Here is a 21,427-nt window from a genome sequence, read left to right on the forward strand (position 1 = left end):
TAAGGCGCGATGTACTACCTCTTCAATCAGCCCCGTCACAGGTGACACGTGCGCAAGGTGTGGGCCCATGAGCTCGGTCGTTCTCGACAAAGTGTCCAAGGTGTATCCGGGCGACTACCTCGCAGTCGACCGGTTGAGCCTGCGGGCTGAAGACGGCGAGTTCCTCGTCCTCCTCGGCCCCTCCGGCTGTGGCAAGTCCACGCTGCTCCGCATGATCGCGGGACTGGAGGAGATCACCGAGGGTGAGCTTTGGCTGGACGGCGAGATCGCCAACCATCTGGCCCCGCGCGATCGTGACGTCGCCATGGTGTTCCAGAACGGCGCGCTGTATCCGCACCGGACGGTGCGCGGGAATATCGCCTTTCCCTTGGAGATCGCCAAGTCGGACCCGGCGATGGTGCGCGAGCGGGTGACCGAGCTGTCGAAGGCCTTGCACATCGACGAGACGCTGGACCGCCGCCCCGGCACGCTCTCCGGCGGCCAGCGGCAGCGCGTGGCCATGGGGCGGGCCATCGTCCGGCAGCCGAAGCTGTTCCTCATGGACGAGCCGCTGTCGAACCTGGACGCGGGCATGCGTACCGAGCTGCGCATGGAGATCTCGGCGCTGGTCAGGTCGCTCGGCGTCACCACGATCTACGTGACGCACGACCAGGTGGAGGCGCTGACGCTCGCCGACCGGATCGCCATCCTGAACCGAGGGGTGCTCCAGGACGTCGGCACCCCCGCCCAGATTTACAACGATCCAGCCACCGCGTTCGTGGCGGCGTTCCTCAACTCCCAGCAGTTGAACCTGTTGGCGGCCACTGTCAGGACGCCGCAGAACCAGTACGTCATGCTCGATTTCGGCCCGCACCAGCTCACGATGCAGTGGAGCGATCCGAGGGCGTACGCGATCTCGCAGCACACCGGCGGGCAGGTGCTGGTGGGCATGCGCCCGGACGGCCTGGCCCCGGTGCAGGAGTCGTACGACGGGCCGTCGTTCTTCGGGCGGGTGCGGGCGCTGGAGTACCACGGGCACGAGTGGCTGGCGTACCTGGCGTGCGGGGTGCCCGCCGTACCGGTGCCGGAGCCGCCGGACCCGCGCCAGCGGAGCAACGGGAACAAGAGCGGTTCGGGGAAGCTGTCGGGACTGGTACGGCGGGTCTTCTCCTCCCAGCGGGAGGAGGAGCACCAGGAGCAGGAGCAGGTCGGCCAGCACCCGAACAGCGGCATCCACCGCCGCTCCGACCTGATCGTCCGCCTGGGCAACCGCCCCGTCTGGCGCACGGGCGACGCCGCCAAGGTCGCGATCGACCTCTCCCGCATCATGATCTTCACCCTCGACGGCGCCCGCATCGACCCCCCGCGCCGATAGCCGGCGCCGCGCCGCGGTTCACTGCTGGAGGGTCTGGCTGCGTTCGATGAGGTCCAGCATCCCTTTCTGGATCTGGCGCAGGAAGGCGAGAACCTCGTCGGCGGCCGCGGCGACGGCCGAGTCGGCGGGGGCAACGGCGGGCTCGAGCAGCCGGGCCACGGTGTCGGCGAGGACCTGGTCGGGATCGACGCCGAGGGCGACGGTGGCCGGGTCGGACAGCGCGGCGCCGAACCCCGTGAGCACGGCGTGCACGGCGTAGGTCAGCTCGGGCAGCGGCCGGTCGTGGCGGATCAGCCCGTGGCGGTGATGGATCGGCATGCCCGCCTCGCACAGGGCGCCGGGTGTGGTGCGGGCGAACAGCTCGCGGTCGCCGGCCTGCTGGGTGAGCAGCCGCAGCAGGTCGGCGTCGCCGCTCTGCACCCGGCGTGCCAGCGGGAACTTCAGCCCGGTGCGGACCAGCAGCGGGGCCAGGCGGTGCGGCAGCACGGTGGCGGGATCGGCGCTGACGCGGGCGGTGATCTCGTCCAGGAAGGCCAGCAGTTCGCGGGCGAACAGCCCGAGGATGAGGTCCTCTTTGGCGGGCCAGTACAGGTAGACGGTGCCCTTGCCGACCCCCGCCGCGCGGGCGATCTCGCTGACCGTCACCTTGTGCACGCCGTGATCGAGCACCAGCTCCCGCGCGCTGTCCAGGATGCGGGCGGCTTTGCGCGAGTGGCGCTCGATCAGCTGGTTCACGTGGGCTGTCCTCGGCTTTCGGGCTGGGGTCGGGTCACACGGCGGCGACGTCGAAGGTCTTGTTCTTCATGTCCGGACCGTTCATTATCTTGCCCATGGCCGGCCCGATGACCGGCGTGCGCATCAGGCGCAGCATCGCGCCGCGCATGACCAGTTCCTTGCGGTCGTGCGGCGTGAAGAGCCTGCGCATGATCAGCGCGCTGTCCTGCTCGGTCTGGATGAAGGGCCGCATCCGGACCTCCCAGGCGCGCAGCGCGCCCGGCAGGTCGCCGGGGTGGCGCTGCACCATGGTGCCCAGCAGCTCGCCTCCGGCGATGCCGCTGGAGGCGCCCATGCCCGCGTACAGGGTCACGCACCAGGCGGCGTCGCCGACCAGGACCACCCGGCCGTGGTGCCAGCGCGGCATCTTGACCTGGTTCACCGAGTCGAACAGGGACTCCGGAGCCTGCTCGAACGCCGTGAACAACTTCTCCAGGAGCGGTCCGGCGGGCTGCGGCCCGAACGCGGCGCGGATGGACTCGATCGGCGGGCGGGCGAACTCGGCGTCGATGTCGTCGGTGCGGTAGGAGAACAGCAGCCCCGGCGGGTGGTCGGAGAAGGGGAAGATCCACGCTGAGCGTCCCGGCTCGGCCAGGGTCAGGCCCTGCCCCTGGCCGAGGCCCTCGATCGGCCGGTCCAGCACGGTGGCGCCGATCATGTAGTTCAGCGGGTGCAGGTGCTCCTCGGGGCCGAAGGCCAGCCTGCGTACGGTCGAGCGCATCCCGTCGGCGCCCACCACCAGGTCGAAGCGCTCGGTGACGGTGGCGCCGGAGGCGGTGTCGCGCAGGGTGACCTCCGCCGCGGAGTCGTCCTGGGTGATGTGGGTGGGCACGGTGGAATAGCGGATCTCCACATCGGCCGGCAGCGCGGAGAACAGCGCCCGCTCGATGTCCCCGCGCAGCACCACCCGTGGCTTGCCCGGCAGGTTGGCCAGGCTCATGCCGGCGGTGTGGCGTCCGGCCCGGTTCACCTCGTAGGGGGGAAGCCGCGGAGTGCGGTCGCCGATCGCCTCCAGCGCGCCCAGCCGCTGAGCGGAGGCGAGGCCGGTGCCGAACAGCAGGATGAAGTACCCGCCCGAGCGGCGGGCCGGGGCCCGCTCCACCAGCACCGGCTCCCAGCCGACCTGCCGCAGGCGCAGCGCGGTGGCGATGCCCGCGATCCCGAGCCCCACCACCAGCGCGCGCCCGACTGCGTCCTTCATTGCCGACTCCCTTTCTGTCGTGTCACCACGACCCTAATAGACAAACTGACCAGATTGGTTCTGTTGGTCAGTTTTTCTGGGCGCAGTCGTAGAGGGTGAGGCCGCCGGTCGCGGGACTTCCTCCATAGGCGGCGGCGGGGACTTCGGCGCAGTTCGCCTTGATCCATTGCGAGCGGCTCGTGCTCGACCCGCCCATCATGGCGCCGAAGCCGGATCCCAGAACGAAGCGCAGCTGCCCGGAACCCGTCCAGTCCTTCAGCTGCCGGACGGTCGGGGCGTCGTCGATGCCGATGAAGCCGCCCATGCCGATCACGGTGGCGTCGCTGCCGAGGATGAACGTGGAGGCGAGCGTGGCGCCACCCTCGACGGCGAGCTTGATCCGGGCGGAGCCGGAGTTCTTGACGGCATGGTCGAGGATCTTGCGCTGGTCGGAGGTGAGCTCGGCGCCGCCGCCGGGAAAGCCTCCCGGGAATCCGCCCGCGAGTCCGGATGGCATGTCGCCCGGGCTCCCGCCGGGGAAGCCTTCGGGGAGTTTCATGCCTGGCGGGAGTTCCATGCCTGGCGGGAGTTCCATGCCTTCCGGGAGTTCCATGCCTGGCGGGAGCTGCATCCCTTCCGGGAGTTCGCGCCCGCCCGGAGCCGGGCCGGCTCCGCCGCCGCCGAAGGGCATGGCCGGCGGCCCCGCGGTGGGGTTGGCGCCGCCCAGCGCCGACGTGGTGCCGGGAACGCTGATCGCCCAGGCCGCGGGCGCCGCCAGCACCGCCAGCACCGCGACGCCGAGGGCGGCGGGCAGCAGCCGTCGCCGGCCGGCGGACAGCAGGAGCAGGACGACCGCCGCCAGCCCGGCCGCGCCCACAGGCCACACCAGCCAGCCGTTCCAGAACGGGGCCCGCCCGATCACGGCACAGGCCCAGGCCGCGGTCACCGCGACGGCCCCGGCCCCCAGCGGGAGCGCCCAGCGCGCCCCCGCCCGATGGGCGCGGGCCAGCGTCGTGACGAAGCCCGCGGTGAGGGCGGCGATGGCGGGGGCCAGCTGCGTCGTGTAGTACGGGTGGAAGATCCCCTGCTGCGTGGCGAACACCACGCCGCAGACCACCAGCCAGGTGCCCCAAAGCACCCATCCGGCCGCGGCGAGCGGCTCACCGGGCATCGCGACCCCGCGCCGGCGCAGTACGGCGACGGCCAGGGCCAGCAGCAGCGCCACCCCGCACAACGGCAGCAGCCAGCTGATCTGCCCGCCGACCTGCTCGTTGAAGAGCCGCCCTGGACCGGCCGCACCGCCGAAGGAGATGCCGAAGCCGCCCGGGACGCCGCCGCTCCCGCCGCCGAGGACCCGGCCGAGGCCGTTGTAGCCGATGACCAGGTCCCAGGCGCTCCCGTCGGTGCTGCCGCCGACGTACGGACGGTTCCCCGGCCAGAGCGCGACCATCGCGATCCACCACAGGGAGGACGCGGCGAGGACGGCGCCCGCGGCGAGCAGCCTGGCCAGCCGGCCGGGCCAGGGGCCGCGCGCGCCGACCAGCCAGGCAGCCGCGAAGGCGGGGATCACCATCCAGGCGGCCAGCATCTTCGTCAGGAAGCCGAGGCCGATCAGGAACCCGGCGGCGCACAACCAGCGCAGGGCGGCCCGGCCGGAATCCGTCCGCAGCGCTCGGGTCAGCGTGTACGCCGCCGCCACCAGCGTCAGCACCAGCAGGGTGTCAGGGTTGTTGTCACGGTTGATCGCCACCGTGATCGGGGTCAGGGTCAGGACCAGCGCGGCCAGCAGCCCCGCCGCCTCGCCCGCCCACAGGCGTACGGTGCGGTGCAGGAGGAACACCGTGGCGACGCCTTCCAGCACCTGGGGCAGGATCAGCGCCCAGCCGTGCAGGCCGAAGAGCTTGGTGCTGAGGACCTGCGGCCACAGCGCCGCCGGCGGCTTGTCGACGGTGATCACGCCGGCCGGGTCGTAGGCGCCGAACAGGAAGTTCGTCCAGCTCTGGCCCATCGACTTCACGGCGGCGGAGTAGTAGCCGTTGCCCCAGCCGAGGGAGCCGAGGGCCCAGCCGTACAGGCCGGTGGCCAGGAGCAGGATCGCCGCCATCGCGGCCGGGGCCGCCCAGCCGGGCAGGCGACGGCCGGCGGCACGCGGCGGCAGTTCGGTGATGTCGGTCATCTGTGCTTCTTCTTCTCCGAAGACGATCAGGGTGTGGGACGGCGGAAGACGGCCAGGCGCAGCGTCACGAAGCGGACGGCGGTGACCAGCACGGACGAGGCGGTGAGCACCAGCGTCTCGGCCGCGGCCGACGCATCGGGCTGGACCTGGCGGAACAGCAGCACGGCGGCGGAGGTGACGACGTACCCGAGCAGGAAGAGGGCCCCCGCTCCCAGGTGCGCCCGTCCGGCCCCCGTGCCGGACCAGCGGAAGGTGAGGCGGCGGTTGGCCTCGGTGTTGAGCACGGTGAGGACGAGCAGCGACACCAGGTTCGCGAGCGCGGGCGGCCACCACGCGCGCAGCAGCCAGTAGAGCAGGGCCTGACCGGCCGTCGAGAGCACGCCGATGGCCACGAAGCAGCCGACCTCCCAGGTGATGCGGGAGCCCGCCCTGGCGGGGGCCAGCACGGCGTCGGGGTGCTCGGCGGCGGGGGCGGGGCGCCGCGGCAACGGAGCCCGTGCGGCGCCCGAAGCCTTCATGCGGGCCACCCGCCACAGCCCGCGCAGGTCGTCCACGGCGGTGCCGACGACGTCGACCCGGGTGTCCACGTCCTCGACCCAGTCGACCGGGACCTCGTGGATGCGCAGCCCGTTGTGCTCGGCGAGCAGCAGCAGTTCGGTGTCGAAGAACCAGGCGTCGTCCTGCGTCCTTTCGAGCAGCGGGCCGAGCACGTCCGTACGGGCGGCCTTGAAGCCGCACTGCGCGTCGCTGAACCGGGCTCCATGGGTGAGCCGGATGATCGCGTTGTAGCAGCGGGAGATCAGCTCGCGGCGCGGCCCGCGCACGGTGCGCGCGCCGGGGGCCAGCCGGCTGCCGATGGCGAGGTCGGAGTGGCCGCTGGCGAGCGGGGCGATCAGCGGCAACAGCCCGTCCAGGCGCGTGGACAGGTCGACGTCCATGTAGACGACGATGTCGGCCTCGCTCGCGCCCCACACCGTACGCAGCGCGAGCCCGCGCCCCTTCCTGTCGAGGTGGACCACGTCCGTGCCGGGCAGCTCGGCGGCCAGCTCCCGGGCCACCTCCAGCGTCCGGTCGACGCTCGCGTTGTCCACCACGGTGATCCGCCAGGGGAACGGCATCCGCTCACGGAGGTGCGCGTGAAGGGTGCGCAGGCATCCCGGGAGCGCGCGCTCCTCGTTGTAGACGGGGATGACGATCTCGACCGTGGGATTCGGCAGCTCCGAGCGCTGGAAGTCACGGAGGACGCCCTGGCCGCAGGTGGTGTCGGTCATCGCTGTCCACTTCTCTTCGCAGGGATGTCAGATCGTTCGGTGGGACGGCTCCATCACCGGCGATCAGCACGACGCCGGGCGCGATCCCCGCGCCGGGGCCGTCGTGGTCACCCCTCAAGCCTCGTGGCCTCACCCCGGGGGAACGTCCGCCTGGAGGAGGGTTCTGAACTGCGGCGATCGCAGTAGACGCGGGCGCGGGCCTACCGCGCCCGCGGTTCCCGGCCGATCAGCGGGACTGGGGGCGGACCAGGCCGGTCTCGTAGGCGATGATCACCAGTTGGGCGCGGTCGTGCGCCTTCAGCTTGGTCATGGCCCGGTTGACGTGGGTCTTGGCGGTCACCCGGCTGATCCCCAGCAGGTCGGCGATCTCGTCGTTGGTGCGCCCGCAGGCGACCAGGGTCATCACCTCCCGTTCGCGCTCGGTGAGCACGGCGAGGTCTTCGGGGACGTGCTGGGCCGAGACGCCGGGGCCGGCCAGGAAGCGGGTGATCAGCCGGCTGGTCGCCGCCGGCGACAGCAGCGCCTCGCCCCTGGCCACCACCCTGATGGCCTCCTGCAGCTCGCCGGCCTCCACGCCCTTGCCGAGGAAGCCGCTGGCGCCCGCCCGCAGCGCGGCGAAGACGTACTCGTCGATCTCGAACGTGGTCAGGACCAGCACCCGGACCCCGGCCATGTCCTCGTCGGAGGTGATCTCCCTCGTCGCGGCCAGCCCGTCCATCCCGGGCATGCGGACGTCCATCAGCACCACGTCGGCCATGGTCTCCCGCGCCAGCCGTACGGCGTCGTGACCGTTGGCGGCCTCGCCGACCACGTGCAGGTCGGGGGCCGAGTCGATCAGCACCCGGAACCCCGCGCGGACCAGCGCCTGGTCATCGGCCAGCAGCACGTTGACGGTCATCGCCTGTTCTCCCTGGAGGTGGGCAGCACGGCGTGCACCCGGAACCCGCCGCCGTCCACGGGCCCGGCGAGGAACGTGCCGCCGACCGACAGCGCCCGCTCCCGCATGCCGATCAGGCCGTGACCGAACCCGGGGGAGATCCCGCCCGCACCGCCACGACCGTCGTCGGTCACGGTGACGATCACCTCGTCGGCGGCGTACTCGATCCGCACGGTGGCGGTCGCCCGCGGCACGTGCTTGCTCACGTTGGTCAGCGCCTCCTGGACGATCCGGAACGCGGCGAGGTCCACAGGGGCCGGCAACGGCCTCGGATCGCCGTAGAGCAGCCGGCCCAGCTTCAGCCCGGCGGCGGTGAAGGAGTCGACCAGCTCCGGCAGCCCCTCCAGCCCCGGCGCGGGCTCGGTCAGGAGCTCGTCGCGGCTGCCCGGCCGGCGCAGCAGCCCCACCGTCGTCCGCAGCTCGTCCAGCGCCTCCTTGCCGGCTTCGCGGACATGGCCCAGCGCCGCGCGGGCCTGCTCGGGTTCGCTCTCCAGCATGTACGCGGCGACCTGCGCCTGCACGTTGATCAGCGCGATGTGGTGGGCGAGAACGTCGTGCAGCTCCCGCGCGATGTGCAGCCGTTCCTCCATCACCCGGCGTTCGGCCTCCTCCTCGCGCGTCTCCTCGGCCCTGCGCGCCCGCTCCTCGATGGCGGCCACGTACGCCCGGCGGCTGCGCATCGAGTCCCCGACGGCGGTGGCCATGCCGATCGCCGCGATCGGCGCCAGCACCTCGGGCGCCAGCCACGCGCTGTCGCCGAACACGATCCTGGCCGCGGCGACCACCAGCGCGGCGAGCCCGCCGCAGATCCACGCGTGCCGGCGCGGGCATCGGGAGGCCACCGTGTACATCGCGATCGCCGACGCCAGGTCCAGCACGCTCCGCGCGCCGTCGATCATGGCATAGGCGGCGAACCCGGTGACCGTGACGGCGAGCACGGCGTGGGGCCACCGCCGCCGGAAGACCAGCGCGCCGCAGACGACCGCGGCCAGCGCGATGTCGTACGCGGTGAGGGGCCGCATCGGGTCGTGCCACTCCGCGCCGGGCGGCGGGGGAGCGCCCGGCGCCAGCAGCGTGATCGCATACACGCACACGGCCAGGACCGTGTCGGCCGCATAGGGCCGGGAAAGGAGTTCCCGTCTCAGCCAGGTCACCGTACGCACCTTTCAAACGTTAGGCCTGACCTGGGCGAAGTCCCTCATCCCGTGGTACCCATCCGCTCTACTGCGCCCGCAGTACGCCCGTCGCTCCGCCACTTGACCAATCGGACTGCAGTCCGTATTTTCAGACGCAGTAATCGGACCACAGTCCGGAAAGGGCATGAAATCATGAGCAGACTGCTGCACATCTCCGCCTCCCCCCGTGGGGGCGAGTCGATCTCGTTGGGCATCGCGCGGACGTTCGTCGAGGAGTACCGCGCCGCCAGGCCCGGTGCGACGGTCGATCACTTCGACCTGTGGGACGGCACGCTCCCCGAGTTCGGCCCCGCCGCCGCGGGCGCGAAGATGACCGTGTTCGGTGGTGGCACGCCCGAGGGGGAGCAGGCGGAGGCGTGGGCGGAGGCCGTGCGGACGTTCGAGCGCTTCGACTCCTACGACCGATACCTCTTCAGCGTGCCGATGTGGAACGGGGGCGTGCCCTACAAGCTGAAGCAGTTCATCGACGTGGTCAGCCAGCCGGCGATGGTCTTCGACGTGCACCCGGAGACCGGGTATCGCGGCCTGCTGGCCGGCAAGCGCGCCGTCGTCGTCTACACCAGCGCCGTCTGGGGTCCCGGCCTGGGGCCGGAGTTCGGGAATGACTTCCAGTCGACGTACTTCGACGACTGGCTCCGCTGGGCCGGCATCGACGACATCCAGGAGATCCGCCACCACCCGACGCTGACGGGCTCGTACGAGGCCGAACGCAAGCAGGCCGACGAACGCGCCCGCCGGATCGCCAGGACGTTCTAGCGCTCAGCCGGAACAGGTGTCCGGCGGATGTCTCAGGAGGCGCAGGTCCAGCGGGGCCCGTCCGGGGTGTCCTCCACGAGGATCCCGCCCTCCTGCATCGCCGCCCGCACCGCGTCCGCCACTTCGTACCGCCCCTCCTCGCGCAGCCGGGTGCGGAGCGCCAGCAGGGGCTCCACCAGGGAGGGGAGGCTCTGCGAGCGGAGGCGGGCGGTGGCGGCGAGCTCGCCGAGGCGGGCGATGAGCAGCCGCATCAGCTCTCTCGCCTGGTCGACCCCGCCGGCGTCCTCCTCCGTGTCGGCCGCCCACTTGACGATCTCGGCCTCCAGGTCGAGCACCGCCTGGGCCGCCGCCACCAGGTCCGGACGGGCCACCGCCGCCTTGAACAGCTCCTCGCACGTGTGGATCGTCTCCTCCAGCGTCACCTCGGCGGGAGCGGGGTCGGCCGGGGGTGGCGGGGTGACGGCGCCCGTGCCGGGGCCGCCCTCGGCCAGGCGGCGCAGCTCGGCCAGGTCGGTGTGGGTGCCCGTGGGCAGGACCGTCGTGGAGCCGGGCAGGCGGACGGTCAGGCCGCCCCGGCCCGCCACCCGCACCGACTCGGTCTCGAGGTCGATCATCAGGGCGGTGTGCTCGTCGAGGCCAAGGACGGCGGTGCCGGGCGGCAGCTCGCGCTCCATGCGGGACAGCCGGCGCTCGCCCAGATAGCAGTAGCGGGTGTCGTGGGTGCCGCCCTCGGCGTTGTCGAAATGGGGGATCAGCACGGCCCGCAGCCCGAGCGGCTCCAGCAGGTCGACGCCCTCGCGCCAATGCGGATCCGCGCCCACCTTGTAGATCTCGTAGACCGGCACGGTGGCCAGGCCCGCCGTGCAGGCGGCGGCCGAGGCCAGCACCGTCACCCCCTCGCGCGCGCGGATGCGGGCACGCAGGTCGCCGGCCACGCCCGAGCCGGCCCACCGGTCGAGCGCGTACGTCGGGCTGCCGGGCCCCGAGAAGGCCCAGTCGGCGCCCGTGATCCCGGCCGCCACCTCGACCTCCAGGCCGACGCTGCGCGCGAAGTAGCGGCGGGCGCGGGCGGAGATGTCGGCGGAGTTTTCCTGGAAGGCGTAGGGAGTGTCGAGTAGCACGGCCCGCGCCCCGGCACGCAGCGAACGCGCCGCCGCGCGGTGGATCTCGACCATGGTCGGGCTCGTCTCGCCCGACCCCATCAACACCAGCAAACCCGGCATGGCTGTCGGCCCCTCTCTCGCATGCCATCGACTACATCCGGGCCCGCCACGGCTTTCAAGAGCGTTGCGACAATGCGTCTGAGACGTACTTGCATATGATTGGCAGTAAGTTGGTGGCGGTGACGGGAAGACACGTGATCCTGGTTGAGACGCTCATGCTACGGGTGGGCACCGACAATCGCTGGTCCTACCGGCATGCCCTTACCCGGCCGCGGCGAGGGGAAAGCCCCGACGAGGCGGCCCGCCGGCTCGGCGGGGTCGCGGCCGAGGACCCCGGGACCGTCGTGCACTCCACGAGCTGGCGATACGAGCCGGACGGCGGGGTCGTCCTGACCTATGCGGTCTGCCCGGACCCGGCGCCGTGGCTGCCCGCGGTCGAGGTGCCCGAGCTGGAGATCGCCAGGGGCGAGGGGCCCGCGACCCCGTCACCTGAGCGCGTCGCCCTGGCCAACGTGGTCGCGCACGCGGTCCGGCACCTGGGCTTCCTCATGGCCGAGGATCCCGTCGTGTCGCGCGCCCTGTCGAGCCATCCCGCGATCGCCCTCGCCCTGGAGCCGGCGGGCGCGCCCGCCTGAGAGGCGGCGGCCCAGCGCCTGCATGGGCCGTTCGACGTATCTGTAGCTGAGTGCGCTGACGGCCAGCACCACGGTGAGGGCCAGCGCCGCCATCATGAGCTGGTACGCCGGCTCCGCCCGGCGCAGGTCACCGGTGATCGCCACGAAATACTTCAGCAGCGGGTGATGCACCAGGTAGAGCGAGTAGCTGATCAGCCCGAGCCAGGTCAGCACCCTGGGCAGCCGCCGCCCCCGCAGCGCCATCCCCGCCGCGAACGTGGCCCCGGCCAGCACGATCGTCGTCAGCCACACATCAGCCCGCACCCACCACCAGCCGCCCTGGACGGCCCACAGCGGCGCGATCCCCACCAGCGCCGCGGCCACCGCGACCGGCCACAGCCGTCCGTGGCCCCGCTCCCACCGGTGGATGGCCGTCCCCGCGAACATCACCGCCAGCACCGCCACCGCGAGCCACGGCACCCGGCTGCTCAGCGGCAGCAGCGTCAGCGCCATCAGCCCCAGCACGCAGGCCGCGGCCGTGCGCAGGCGTCCCCACACGACGCAGGTCAGCCCGGCTGCGAACATCGCGGCGGAGACGTAGGCGGGCCACCCGCCCGTCAGCATCGCCCCCGACGCCACCAGCCCCACCACCACGGCCCCCGCCGCGAACGACACCGACAGCAGCCCGCTCCGGCCGTGCCCTCCGATCAGGAACAGCGCGGTGACCAGGAGGTAGAAGATCATCTCGTACGACAGCGTCCACATCGTGTCGGCCACGCCGCCCACGTTCACGACGTCGAGCAGCATGGTCGCGTGCGCCGCCACCGCGCTGGCGTCCCTGGGCACCTCCGGCCGCACCGGCACCCACCAGGCCAGGGCCAGCACGAGGACGACCACGCCGAGGTAGAGGGGATAGAGCCGGAAGAACCGGCTGATCCAGAACTTGCGCACGTCGCCGTGGCGTTCCAGGGACGTGGGGATGATGTAGCCGCTGACCAGGAAGAACACGAGGATGCCGTAGATGCCGAGGCTGAACCAGTACGGCCTGAGCTGGGGCAGGAACCACGGCAGCAGGTGCTCGGCCACCACGGCCAGCGCGCCGATCCCCCGGAGCGCGTCCAGCCACGCGAGCCGGGCGGCGGCGGGGACGGAGGCGGTCACGGGCTGGGCGGCGACGGCGGACACCCGCCCAAACCTACCCACGAAGGCTGAAGAGATGCTGGCACCGGAGAACGTCGTGCTCGGGCATCACCGATACGCTAATGATCCCGTGGCGAGAAGGAGGCCCCAGCATGACCGTCGCCGTCCATGTCGGACCCGAGCCGGTTCCCGTGCTCATCGAGGCGGTGCGTCAGGCGGGCGGCCAGGTCGTGCCGCTGGAGGAGGCCGAGGCGATCGTCTTCTTCGGCGGCGGTCCCGCGGAGCTGCGGCCGATGCTCCACGAGGGCATCCGCTGGGTGCAACTGCCGAGCGCGGGCATCGAGCGGTTCGCCGACGCCGGGCTGATCTCCGAGCACCCGGTCTTCACCGCCGCCACCGGCTCCTACGGCCTGCCGGTGGCCGAGCACGCGATGGCCCTGATGCTGGCGGCCGCGCGCCGGCTGTACCGGGCGGCCAGGGTCAAGACGTGGGAGCCGAAGACGTCCAGGGAGTTCGCGGGCTCGACGGTCGCGATCGTCGGCTACGGCGGCATCGGGCGGGTGCTCATGCGGATGATGGAGCCGTTCGGCTGCCGGGTCCTGGCGGTCACCGACAGCGGCGAGGCGCCCGGCGCGGATCTCGTGCTGCCGCGCGCCCGCTACCGCGAGGTGCTGCCCGAGGCCGACTACGTGGTCGTCCTGGCGCCGGCCACGCCGGAGACGAGGGGGATGTTCGGGAAGCGGGAGTTCGAGCTCATGCGCGAGGACGCCTGGCTGGTGAACGTCGCCCGAGGCAGCCTCGTCGTGACCGACGAACTGGTGGACGCGCTGCGCGCGGGCCGCATCGGCGGCGCGGCGCTGGACGTCACGGACCCGGAGCCGCTGCCTGACGGGCATCCGCTGTGGAGCCTGGACAACGTGCTCATCACGCCCCACTCCGCCAACCCGCCCTCCTCCTACTGGCGCGGCCTGACCGAACGCGTCACCGCCAACGTGCGGCGCTTCGGCGACGGCGCCCCGCTGGAGGGCGTGGTCTCCCCGACCGAGGGGTTCTGAGGCGCCCCAGAGACGGTTCAGAGACGGTTCAGAGACGGCTCAGCCGAGGTTGAGGCGGGCCCCGTTGCTCAGCCCCGAGTCGTGCACCTCGAGCGCGGCCGGGGCGAGGTCCTTCGGCAGCTCGAACACCAGCGCGCCGGCGAACGACTGGCCCGCCTCGATGCGGATCGGCGTGATCTCCTTGCCGTCCTTGTCGAGCAGCTTGGTGCCGCCGTGTAACTCCTTGTCCTCATCCACCAGCTTCTGCTGGCCCGGGTAGAGCACCCTGGCCTCCTGGCCGACGTTGCTGACCCGCACGCCGATCTGGCACGTGCGGGTCTGCGCGGACTTCACGGGCTTGGGACACTTCGTGCTGGTGACGGCGAAGCGCAGCTTGCCGTCCTGCACGGGCCCGTCCTCGCCGGCCGACGAGGGCCGCAGCACCCAGATCAGCACGACGATCAGCCCCACCACCAGCACGAACGCGATGATCAAGGCGGTCATGCAGCCCGCGAACACACCCCGCTTGGGCTTGGCGGGCGGATAGCCCGGCAACGGCCCCTGGCCGGTGGCGGAGGGGTGGGGCATCGGCCCCTGCCCGGTCTGGTGGTGGGGGACCGGCCCGGTGAGATCCGGATGCGGCCCCCGCGGGCCCATCCCGGTCTGCGGCACGGGACCGGTCCGCTCGGGGTGGGGCGCCGGCGGCTGCTGCGGCACCCGGCCGACGCCGGGCGTGGGCCCGGTCCGCTCGGCGGGCGGCGGCTGCATCATGCCGGGCTTGGGCCCCGTGCGTTCGGCAGGCGGCATCTGACCCGGTTTGGGCCCCGTGCGTTCGGCGGGCGGCGGCTGCATCATGCCGGGCTTGGGGCCGGTGCGCTCGGCGGGCGGCACGTGGCTCGCCGCCCTCGGCGTGGGGCCGGTGCGTTCGGCGGGCGGCTGCGGCTGCGGCTGCGGCCCGCGGGGCTCGGCATGCGGGCCGCGACCCCCGGGCCGGCGGGGCGGGCGACCCGCGCCCGTACGGTCGGGCGACATCGGAGGCGGCATCATCGGGAAGTCCGACGGGTTCCACGAGTTGGTCAGGTGCTTGGTGGCGGCGAGCTGCGCCGCGGGCTCGTCGGCCGCCCCCACCAGCTCCAGCAGCAGCTGCTTGGCCGCGGGCCGGCGCGCCGGGTCGGGGTGGATGGCCGCGGCCACCAGCCGGTCCAGCGGCGCGGGCAGCCCCCGCAGGTCGGGCGGCGCGCTGCGGGCCCGGGCCGCCATCACGTACGCGTCACCCTCGCCGAACGGATGCCCGCCCAGCCCCGCGTAGGCGATCAGCGACCCCCAGGCGAACACGTCGCCCGCCGGGCTGGTGCGCCCCTCGAAGACCTGCTCGGGAGCGATCCATCCGGGCGTGCCCATCACCATGCCGGCGTTCGTGTGCCGGGAGCTGACGTGCGTCGAGCGCGCCAGCCCGAAGTCGATCACCCGGGGCCCGGCCAGCGTCAGCATCACGTTGGCCGGCTTGAGGTCGCGGTGCACCAGCCCGGCCGCGTGGATCGCGGTCAGCGCGGCGGCCACGCCGACGGCCGCGGAGTGCAGCACCGACGGCGACAGCGCGCCGTGCTCGATCAGGTGGTCCTCTAGCGAGATGCCGTCGATGTACTCGGTGACGAGGTAGAGGACGCCGCGGTCCTCGCCGTGGTCGAGCACGCGCGCCGTGCAGAACGAGGCCACCTTGCGCGCGTTGGACACCTCTTCGTGGAAACGCGCCCGGTAGACCGGGTCGGCCGTGTAGTCGCGCCGGATCGCCTTGAGCGCCACCCGCTGCCCGTCGGCCGCCTTGGCGAGGTAGACCACGCCCATGCCACCGGAGCCGAGACGGCTGACCAGCTCATAGGGGCCGATCGCCGGCGGATCTTCCGGCTCCAGCGGAGTGCCTGCGGAGCGCCCCAACGTAGCCGTCCTCTCGCCGTCGTCATCCCGTCTCAATCCGAACCGTTCCTCCGCCCGGCACGTCATTTTGTACCCAAGACTCTAACGGAGGAAGTGCCTGCCCGGTGGCGACTAGTTCTGAGCAGGAGAAGGAGCGCCGTGGATGCGCAAGGGGCGCATCGTCACCCGCAGGCGCGAGAGGTTGAGAGTGTGGGGGAGCGGGCGGTGCGGGGACAGCAGCCGCCCGACCGGCTTGGGGCGGGCGGCGCGGACGATGCCGGCCAGGAAGGCGGTGCCGACCGCGAGCGTGAGGTGCACGCCGTCGCAGCCCGGTCTGGCCCACCACTCGTTCGCCGCGGTGCCGTCCAGCCAGATCTCGGGGGCGAAGGTGTTCGCGTACGGCAGGCGCGAGCTGCGCTGGTGCGCGGCGATCGGCACGAGCACGGTGGTGCCGGCCGGCAGGGTGGTGCCGTACCAGTCGGTCCTGGTGGCGGTGACCCGCGACAGCGCCGGCACCGGCGGCCACAGGCGCAGCCCTTCGCGCAGGCAGGCCCGCAGGTAGTCGGCGTCGCGGCGGGCCGACTTGCGCTGGGCCGGGTGGGCGGCCAGCAGCGCCAGCGTCTGCATCAGCCCCGCCGACATCACGCCGAGGCCCATCAGCCAGAACGCCGCCTGCATGAGCCCGCGCGAGCGGCCCACCCCCGGCCTCTCCGCGATCAGGCCGGCCAGGCTGCCGGGTTCGGCGCGGCGCAGGTGGTCGAGGATGCGGGCGTCGTAGCGGCCCGAGAGCAGGTCCTGGCGCCGCCTGTCGCGCCACCTGCCGGCCCGCGTGAGGTCCGTCAGCAGGCGGGTGAGCTCCACGTCGTCGGCCGCGCCGTCGCCGTAGACGCAGCGCCTGGCCACCCGCTGCCACCGGGCGTTCAGCCGGTCGTGGTCGACCACGCCGGAGGTGAGCTCCCCGGCCTCCTCCCTGGCGATGTCGATGAACGTCGGGCGCAGCACGTCGGTCGGCAGGCCGAAGGGGCGTTGCTCGACGCCCTGCGCGAATTCGCCCTCCTCCGACAGCACGCGCAGGGCGTCCCGCTTGGAGATGATCAGCAGCGCGGGGCCGCGCAGGCCGCGCACGAGGACGGGGCGGCCGCCGTACCTGGCCTCGAGCTCGGCCAGCAGCGCGCGGGAGCGCAGCGGGTCGCGCCCACGCGTCAGATGCGGCAAGCCCGGCGGGACGATCGTGGCGGCCAGGCGCAGGCTCTCCAGCACGGTGGCCCGGGGGAGGTCCCTAGGCACGCGCGGCCTTCCGTGCTCCGACCGGCGCCCGCGGGTCCGTGGCCATGCGGGCACTGACCTTTCGGCCCGCGGGCGCCTCCTGGGTGGCCGGAGCAGGAAGGAAGTCCATATGCCGATGTGATCTCCCGTGGCGCCGCGTTCGCAATCAGGGGTCTCGGCCACCGGAACACTTCCGGGCCGAGGCCGCGGAGATGTTCCGATGGCCGGAACGCCTACGCGCCGAGGAGGGCCGCCGAGATGGCCTGGGCGGCGCCGCGTACGGAGATGCCGAGCTTGGCGAGCGGCACCGCGCCCACGGGGGCGGCCACGCCGAGGGACATGCAGATCCGGCCGCCCGGGCCGAACACCGGCGCCGCCACGCACGCCACGCCCTCGGTGAACTCCTCCTGCGAGTACGCCACGCCGTGCCGGCGGACCTGGGCCAGCTCGCGTTCGAGCCCGCCCAGCGTGGTGATGGTGCGGCGCGTCATCCGCTCGAACGAGCCGCGCGCCAGCAGCTCCTGGCGCAGCCTCGGGTCGAAGGCCAGCAGCGCCTTGCCGGTCGCCGTGCAGTGGAGCGGCGCGCGGTCCATGCCGTCGGAGCGGGAGTCGACGCGGTTGTGGCCGTAGAGGCGCTCGACGTAACGGGCCTCCAGGCCGGAGGGGACCGCCAGGTTGACCGTCTGCCTGGTGGCCTCGTACAGGTAGAGCAGGTAAGGAAGCACGACCTTGCGGGTGCCGGGCACGCGGGCCCGGGTGATGCCGGCCATCGTCTCCAGCAGCTCGCCCGGCAGGTAGCCGTTGCCCACCCGCCTGGCCAGCTCGCGCGAGCACAGCACGCCCAGGATGCGGTGGGCGGTCGACTTGGGCAGGCCCGTGCTGCGGCACAGCTGCGAGAGGCTGACCGGGTGGGAGGCGGCGCCGAGCGCCAGCAGGATGTCGATGCCCCGCTCCAGGCTGCCCGGCTGGGCCACGGGGCGGTCGTCCGCCATCCTCTGCACTTGGCGGACCAGTTCCGTCGGCATTGATGTCCTTTCGCTCTCCGGAGAGCGAAAGGGGCTTCCCGGGGGCTGCGGTTGTCCTGTCCTTGGCGTACCCGGCTGCCGCCCGTTAACGCAGGCTGATGATCTCGGCGTACACGGAAACGGCCACTTCACCGGGCGTTCTGGCACCTATGTCCAGACCCGCCGGAACCCGTACGCGCTCGCCTCCCTCCACGCGCGCCAGCACCGCCGTGCCACGCCTGCGGCTGGCGATCAGCCCGATGTACGGGACGCCCTTGGCCAGCGCGTCACGCAGGATCGGCTCCTCGCCGACCCCGTGCGAGGCCACCAGGACGGCGTCGGCGTCGGCGGCGACCCCGGGGCCGGTCTCGATCTGGTACCCCAGCGCCTGGCCGACGGCGGCGAAGGCCCGGGCGATGGGGCTGTCGCCGTACACGTGGATCAGCACGGGAGGCAGCACGGCCTCCAGGAAGATCTCCAGCGTGCCGCCGGACAGGCACGGCTGTTCCACGGCGATCAGGCCCTCCTCCTCGTGCGGCTCGCCCGCCTCCGGCGTGATCCGCAGCAGCGTGGTCCGTGCCGCGCGCCGGAGTTCGAGCAGCCGCAGGCCCTGGGCCCGGACGGTGTCGGTGGCGCAGACCCCGCCGACGAACCCCTCGATCGTCCCGTCCGGGAGCACCAGCGCGCGGTCGCCCGCCTTCGCGCTGGTCGGCCGCTGCGCCCGCACGACCGTGGCCAGCACGTACGGCTCCCGCCCCGACCGCAGCCGCGCGACCCGGGCGTCCAGGTCGGCGGCCGGGCGCGGCCGGGACGTCGGCATGCCAAGAAAGTCGCTCACGGGATGGCCAGGTCCGTGCGGAACGGGTCGCCGTTGACGACGCGCCAGACGTTCGCCGGGGTGAGCGGCATGTCGGCGTGCCGCACACCGTACGGCTTGAGCGCGTCCACCACGGCGTTGACCACGGCCGCGGGAGAGCCGACGGTGGCCGACTCGCCCACGCCCTTGGCCCCGATCGGGTGCGTCGGCGAGGGCGTCACGGTCTCGCCCAGCTCCCACGACGGGCACTCCATCGAGGTCGGCAGCAGGTAGTCCATGAACGACGCCCCCAGGTGGTTGCCGTCCTCGTCGAACGCCATCACCTGCATGAGCGCCATCCCCACCCCGTCGGCCAGCCCGCCGTGGATCTGCCCCTCGACGATCATGGGGTTGATCCGCACGCCGCAGTCGTCCACCGCCACGAACCTGCGCACCTTCACCTGCCCCGTCCCCGGATCGACGTCGACGACGCAGATGTAGGCGCCGAACGGGTAGGTGAGGTTGGGCGGGTTGTAGACGGTGGCCGCGTCGAGGTGGCCCTCGACCCCTTCCGGCAGCTCCAGGTTGGAGTGCGCGGCCAGCGCGATCTCGGCCATCGACTTACCGGCGGACGGGTCGCCCACCACCGACCACCTGCCGTCGGCCCACTCCAGGTCGTCCGGCGCGGCCTCCAGCATGGCCGCCGCCACGATCTTGGCGCGGTCGCGCACCTTCCTGGCCACGATGGCGGTGGCCGCGCCCGAGACGGGGGTGGAGCGCGAGCCGTACGTGCCCAGCCCGAACGGCGTCTGGTCGGTGTCGCCGTGCACCACCTCCACGTCGTCGGCCGGGATGCCCAGCTCCTGCCCGACGATCTGGGCGAACGTGGTCTCGTGCCCCTGGCCCTGGGACTGGCACGAGACCCGCAGCACGGCCTTGCCCGTCGGGTGCACGCGCAGCTCGGCGCCGTCGGCCATGCCCAGGCCGAGGATGTCCATGTGCTTGCGCGGGCCCGCCCCGACGGCCTCGGTGAAGAAGCTGACGCCGATGCCCATCAGCTCACCCCTGGCCCGCTTGTCGGCCTGCTCGGCGCGGAGCTTGTCGTAGCCGGCCATGTCCATGGCCAGGCGCAGCGCCCTGGGGTAGTCGCCGGAGTCGTACTCCCAGCCGGTGGGGGAGTGGTAGGGGAACTGCTCGGGTCTGAGCAGGTTGCGCATCCGCAGCTCGGCCGGGTCGAGGTCCAGCTCGGCGGCCAGTACGTCGATCATGCGCTCGACCAGGTAGACGGCCTCGGTGACGCGGAAGGAGCAGGCGTAGGCGACGCCGCCGGGGGCCTTGTTCGTGTAGACGCCGGTGACCTCGCAGTGGGCGGCCTCGATGTCGTACGAGCCGGAGAAGACGTGGAAGAACCCGGCCGGGAACTTGGTCGGCTGGGCCGTGCCGTTGAACGCGCCGTGGTCGGCCAGCACCTTGACCCTGATCGCCTGGATCCTGCCGTCACGCGTCGCCGCCACTTCGCCGCGCATGTGGTAGTCGCGGGCGAAGGCGGTGCTCATGAGGTTCTCGGAGCGGTCCTCCATCCATTTGACCGGCTTGCCGGTGACGATCGAGCCGACGATCGCGCACACGTAGCCGGGATATATCCCGACTTTTCCGCCGAAACCGCCGCCGATGTCCGGGGAGATCACCCGGATCTTGTGCTCGGGCAGCCCGGCCACCATCGCGTACAGCGTCCGGTGGGCGTGCGGCGCCTGCGTGGGGCACCAGACGGTCAGCTTGCCGGTGACCCTGTCGAAGTCCGCGAGCGCGCCGCACGTCTCCAGCGGCGCCGGGTGCACGCGCGGGTAGAGCAGGTCCTGGGCGACCGTCACCTCCGCCTGCTCGAAGAGGGCGTCGGTGCGGGCGCGGTCGCCGGCCTCCCAGTCGAAGATGTGGTTGCCGGTACGCCCTTCGAGATCGTCCCGGATGACCGGCGCGTCCGGGTCGAGGGCCCTCCTGGCGTCGATGACCGCGTCGAGGGGGTCGTACTCGACGTCGATGAGCTCCAGCGCGTCGCGGGCCGAGTAGGCGTCCTCGGCCACCACGAAGGCGACCTCCTGGCCCTGGAAGCGCACCTTGTCCGTGGCCAGCACCGCCTGGGTGTCCTGCGAGAGCGTCGGCATCCAGGCGAGGCCGAGCCCGGCCAGGGTCTGCCCGGTGATGACGGCCTTGACCTTCGGGTGGGCCTCGGCGGCGCTCGTGTCGACGGAGACGATCCTGGCGTGGGCGTGCGGGCTGCGCAGCACGGCGCCGTACAGCATGCCGGGCAGCCGTACGTCGTCGGTGTAGTTGCCGCGGCCCCTGATGAAGCGGGCGTCCTCCTTGCGGTGCATGCGTCCGTAGCTCATGATTTCGCCTCCTCTTGGGCCGCCCACCTGATGGATCGGACGATGTTCTCGTAGCCGGTGCAGCGGCACAGCTGTCCGGAGATCGCCTCGCGGATCTGGCCCTCGTCGGGGTCGGGCACGCGGTCGAGCAGCGCGCGTGCGGTGAGCAGCATGCCGGGCGTGCAGAACCCGCACTGCAGCCCATGACACTCCACGAACCCCTTCTGCACCGCGTCCAGCTCCCCGTCCCGTTCCAGGCCCTCCACGGTGGTGACCTCGTGGCCGTCGGCCATCACCGCCAGCACCGTGCACGACTTGACCGGCACGCCGTCGAGCCGCACCGTGCAGACCCCGCAGTTGGAGGTGTCGCAGCCCCAGTGGGTGCCGGTCAGGCCCAGCTCGTCGCGCAGGAAGTGCACGAGGAGCAGCCTGGGCTCGACCTCTCTGGTGTACGGCTGCCCGTTCACCGAGACCGTGATGCGCATG

Annotated in this window: 17 protein-coding genes; 3 read left to right on the plus strand and 14 right to left on the minus strand. The window is 72.4% G+C overall.

Annotated elements, in window-relative coordinates:
- Nucleotides 1-67 precede the first annotated feature (67 nt).
- Entirely contained in the window at nucleotides 68-1,354 is a 1,287-nt protein-coding gene (locus tag ABZX61_RS07520) for an ATP-binding cassette domain-containing protein (RefSeq protein WP_355192334.1), read from the plus strand.
- An 18-nt stretch (nucleotides 1,355-1,372) separates the two neighbouring features.
- On the opposite strand, the gene ABZX61_RS07525 is transcribed toward ABZX61_RS07520, so the two are convergent.
- From ABZX61_RS07525 to ABZX61_RS07550, 6 genes are all read right to left on the minus strand, one after another.
- Nucleotides 1,373-2,089, minus strand: a complete 717-nt coding sequence (locus ABZX61_RS07525; RefSeq protein WP_355192336.1) for a helix-turn-helix domain-containing protein — start codon at nucleotides 2,087-2,089, stop codon at nucleotides 1,373-1,375.
- A gap of 34 nt (nucleotides 2,090-2,123) precedes the next feature.
- Nucleotides 2,124-3,329, minus strand: a complete 1,206-nt coding sequence (locus ABZX61_RS07530; RefSeq protein WP_355192338.1) for an FAD-dependent monooxygenase — start codon at nucleotides 3,327-3,329, stop codon at nucleotides 2,124-2,126.
- A gap of 67 nt (nucleotides 3,330-3,396) precedes the next feature.
- Entirely contained in the window at nucleotides 3,397-5,484 is a 2,088-nt protein-coding gene (locus tag ABZX61_RS07535) for a glycosyltransferase family 39 protein (protein ID WP_355192340.1), read from the minus strand.
- A gap of 26 nt (nucleotides 5,485-5,510) precedes the next feature.
- On the minus strand, nucleotides 5,511-6,755 hold the full coding sequence (locus tag ABZX61_RS07540) for a bifunctional glycosyltransferase family 2/GtrA family protein (protein WP_355192342.1): 1,245 nt from the start codon (nucleotides 6,753-6,755) through the stop codon (nucleotides 5,511-5,513).
- Nucleotides 6,756-6,981: 226 nt separating this feature from the next.
- Nucleotides 6,982-7,653, minus strand: a complete 672-nt coding sequence (locus ABZX61_RS07545) for a response regulator transcription factor (protein ID WP_355192344.1) — start codon at nucleotides 7,651-7,653, stop codon at nucleotides 6,982-6,984.
- Nucleotides 7,650-8,846, minus strand: coding sequence for a sensor histidine kinase (locus tag ABZX61_RS07550; protein WP_355192346.1), 1,197 nt, complete (start codon nucleotides 8,844-8,846; stop codon nucleotides 7,650-7,652). The genes ABZX61_RS07545 and ABZX61_RS07550 overlap by 4 nt, the downstream gene beginning before the upstream one ends.
- Before the next feature lie 174 nt (nucleotides 8,847-9,020).
- Here ABZX61_RS07550 and ABZX61_RS07555 point away from each other — a divergent pair, with 174 nt between their 5' ends.
- The gene (locus ABZX61_RS07555) at nucleotides 9,021-9,644 is read left to right on the plus strand and encodes an NAD(P)H-dependent oxidoreductase (protein ID WP_355192347.1); all 624 of its coding nucleotides are present in this window, start codon (nucleotides 9,021-9,023) and stop codon (nucleotides 9,642-9,644) included.
- 32 nt (nucleotides 9,645-9,676) lie between these two features.
- Here ABZX61_RS07555 and ABZX61_RS07560 read toward each other — a convergent pair whose 3' ends face one another.
- Nucleotides 9,677-10,867: a hypothetical protein gene (locus tag ABZX61_RS07560; protein ID WP_355192349.1), complete on the minus strand. Its 1,191-nt coding sequence runs from the start codon at nucleotides 10,865-10,867 to the stop codon at nucleotides 9,677-9,679.
- A 425-nt stretch (nucleotides 10,868-11,292) separates the two neighbouring features.
- Nucleotides 11,293-12,606, minus strand: a complete 1,314-nt coding sequence (locus tag ABZX61_RS07565) for an acyltransferase (RefSeq protein WP_355192351.1) — start codon at nucleotides 12,604-12,606, stop codon at nucleotides 11,293-11,295.
- Nucleotides 12,607-12,713: 107 nt separating this feature from the next.
- On the opposite strand from ABZX61_RS07565, the gene ABZX61_RS07570 reads away from it, so the two are divergent.
- Entirely contained in the window at nucleotides 12,714-13,616 is a 903-nt protein-coding gene (locus tag ABZX61_RS07570) for a D-isomer specific 2-hydroxyacid dehydrogenase family protein (protein WP_355192353.1), read from the plus strand.
- A gap of 39 nt (nucleotides 13,617-13,655) precedes the next feature.
- Here ABZX61_RS07570 and ABZX61_RS07575 read toward each other — a convergent pair whose 3' ends face one another.
- The 6 genes from ABZX61_RS07575 to ABZX61_RS07600 form a co-directional block, all read right to left on the minus strand.
- Nucleotides 13,656-15,530, minus strand: coding sequence for a protein kinase (locus ABZX61_RS07575; protein WP_355192355.1), 1,875 nt, complete (start codon nucleotides 15,528-15,530; stop codon nucleotides 13,656-13,658).
- Between the two features lie 111 nt (nucleotides 15,531-15,641).
- Nucleotides 15,642-16,796 carry a cytochrome P450 gene (locus ABZX61_RS07580; RefSeq protein ID WP_350726886.1) on the minus strand — a complete coding sequence of 385 codons (1,155 nt, stop codon included), beginning with the start codon at nucleotides 16,794-16,796 and terminating at the stop codon, nucleotides 15,642-15,644.
- 212 nt (nucleotides 16,797-17,008) lie between these two features.
- Nucleotides 17,009-17,800: an IclR family transcriptional regulator gene (locus ABZX61_RS07585; RefSeq protein WP_355192357.1), complete on the minus strand. Its 792-nt coding sequence runs from the start codon at nucleotides 17,798-17,800 to the stop codon at nucleotides 17,009-17,011.
- A gap of 85 nt (nucleotides 17,801-17,885) precedes the next feature.
- The gene (locus tag ABZX61_RS07590) at nucleotides 17,886-18,617 is read right to left on the minus strand and encodes an XdhC family protein (protein WP_355192359.1); all 732 of its coding nucleotides are present in this window, start codon (nucleotides 18,615-18,617) and stop codon (nucleotides 17,886-17,888) included.
- Nucleotides 18,614-20,962 carry an aerobic carbon-monoxide dehydrogenase large subunit gene (locus tag ABZX61_RS07595; RefSeq protein ID WP_355192361.1) on the minus strand — a complete coding sequence of 783 codons (2,349 nt, stop codon included), beginning with the start codon at nucleotides 20,960-20,962 and terminating at the stop codon, nucleotides 18,614-18,616. Before ABZX61_RS07595 ends, ABZX61_RS07590 begins: the two co-directional genes overlap by 4 nt.
- Nucleotides 20,959-21,426, minus strand: a complete 468-nt coding sequence (locus tag ABZX61_RS07600; RefSeq protein WP_355192363.1) for a (2Fe-2S)-binding protein — start codon at nucleotides 21,424-21,426, stop codon at nucleotides 20,959-20,961. The genes ABZX61_RS07595 and ABZX61_RS07600 overlap by 4 nt, the downstream gene beginning before the upstream one ends.
- Nucleotide 21,427 lies beyond the last annotated feature (1 nt).

Source organism: Nonomuraea sp. NPDC003709 (genome assembly GCF_040610775.1).
GTDB lineage: Bacteria > Actinomycetota > Actinomycetes > Streptosporangiales > Streptosporangiaceae > Nonomuraea > Nonomuraea angiospora_A.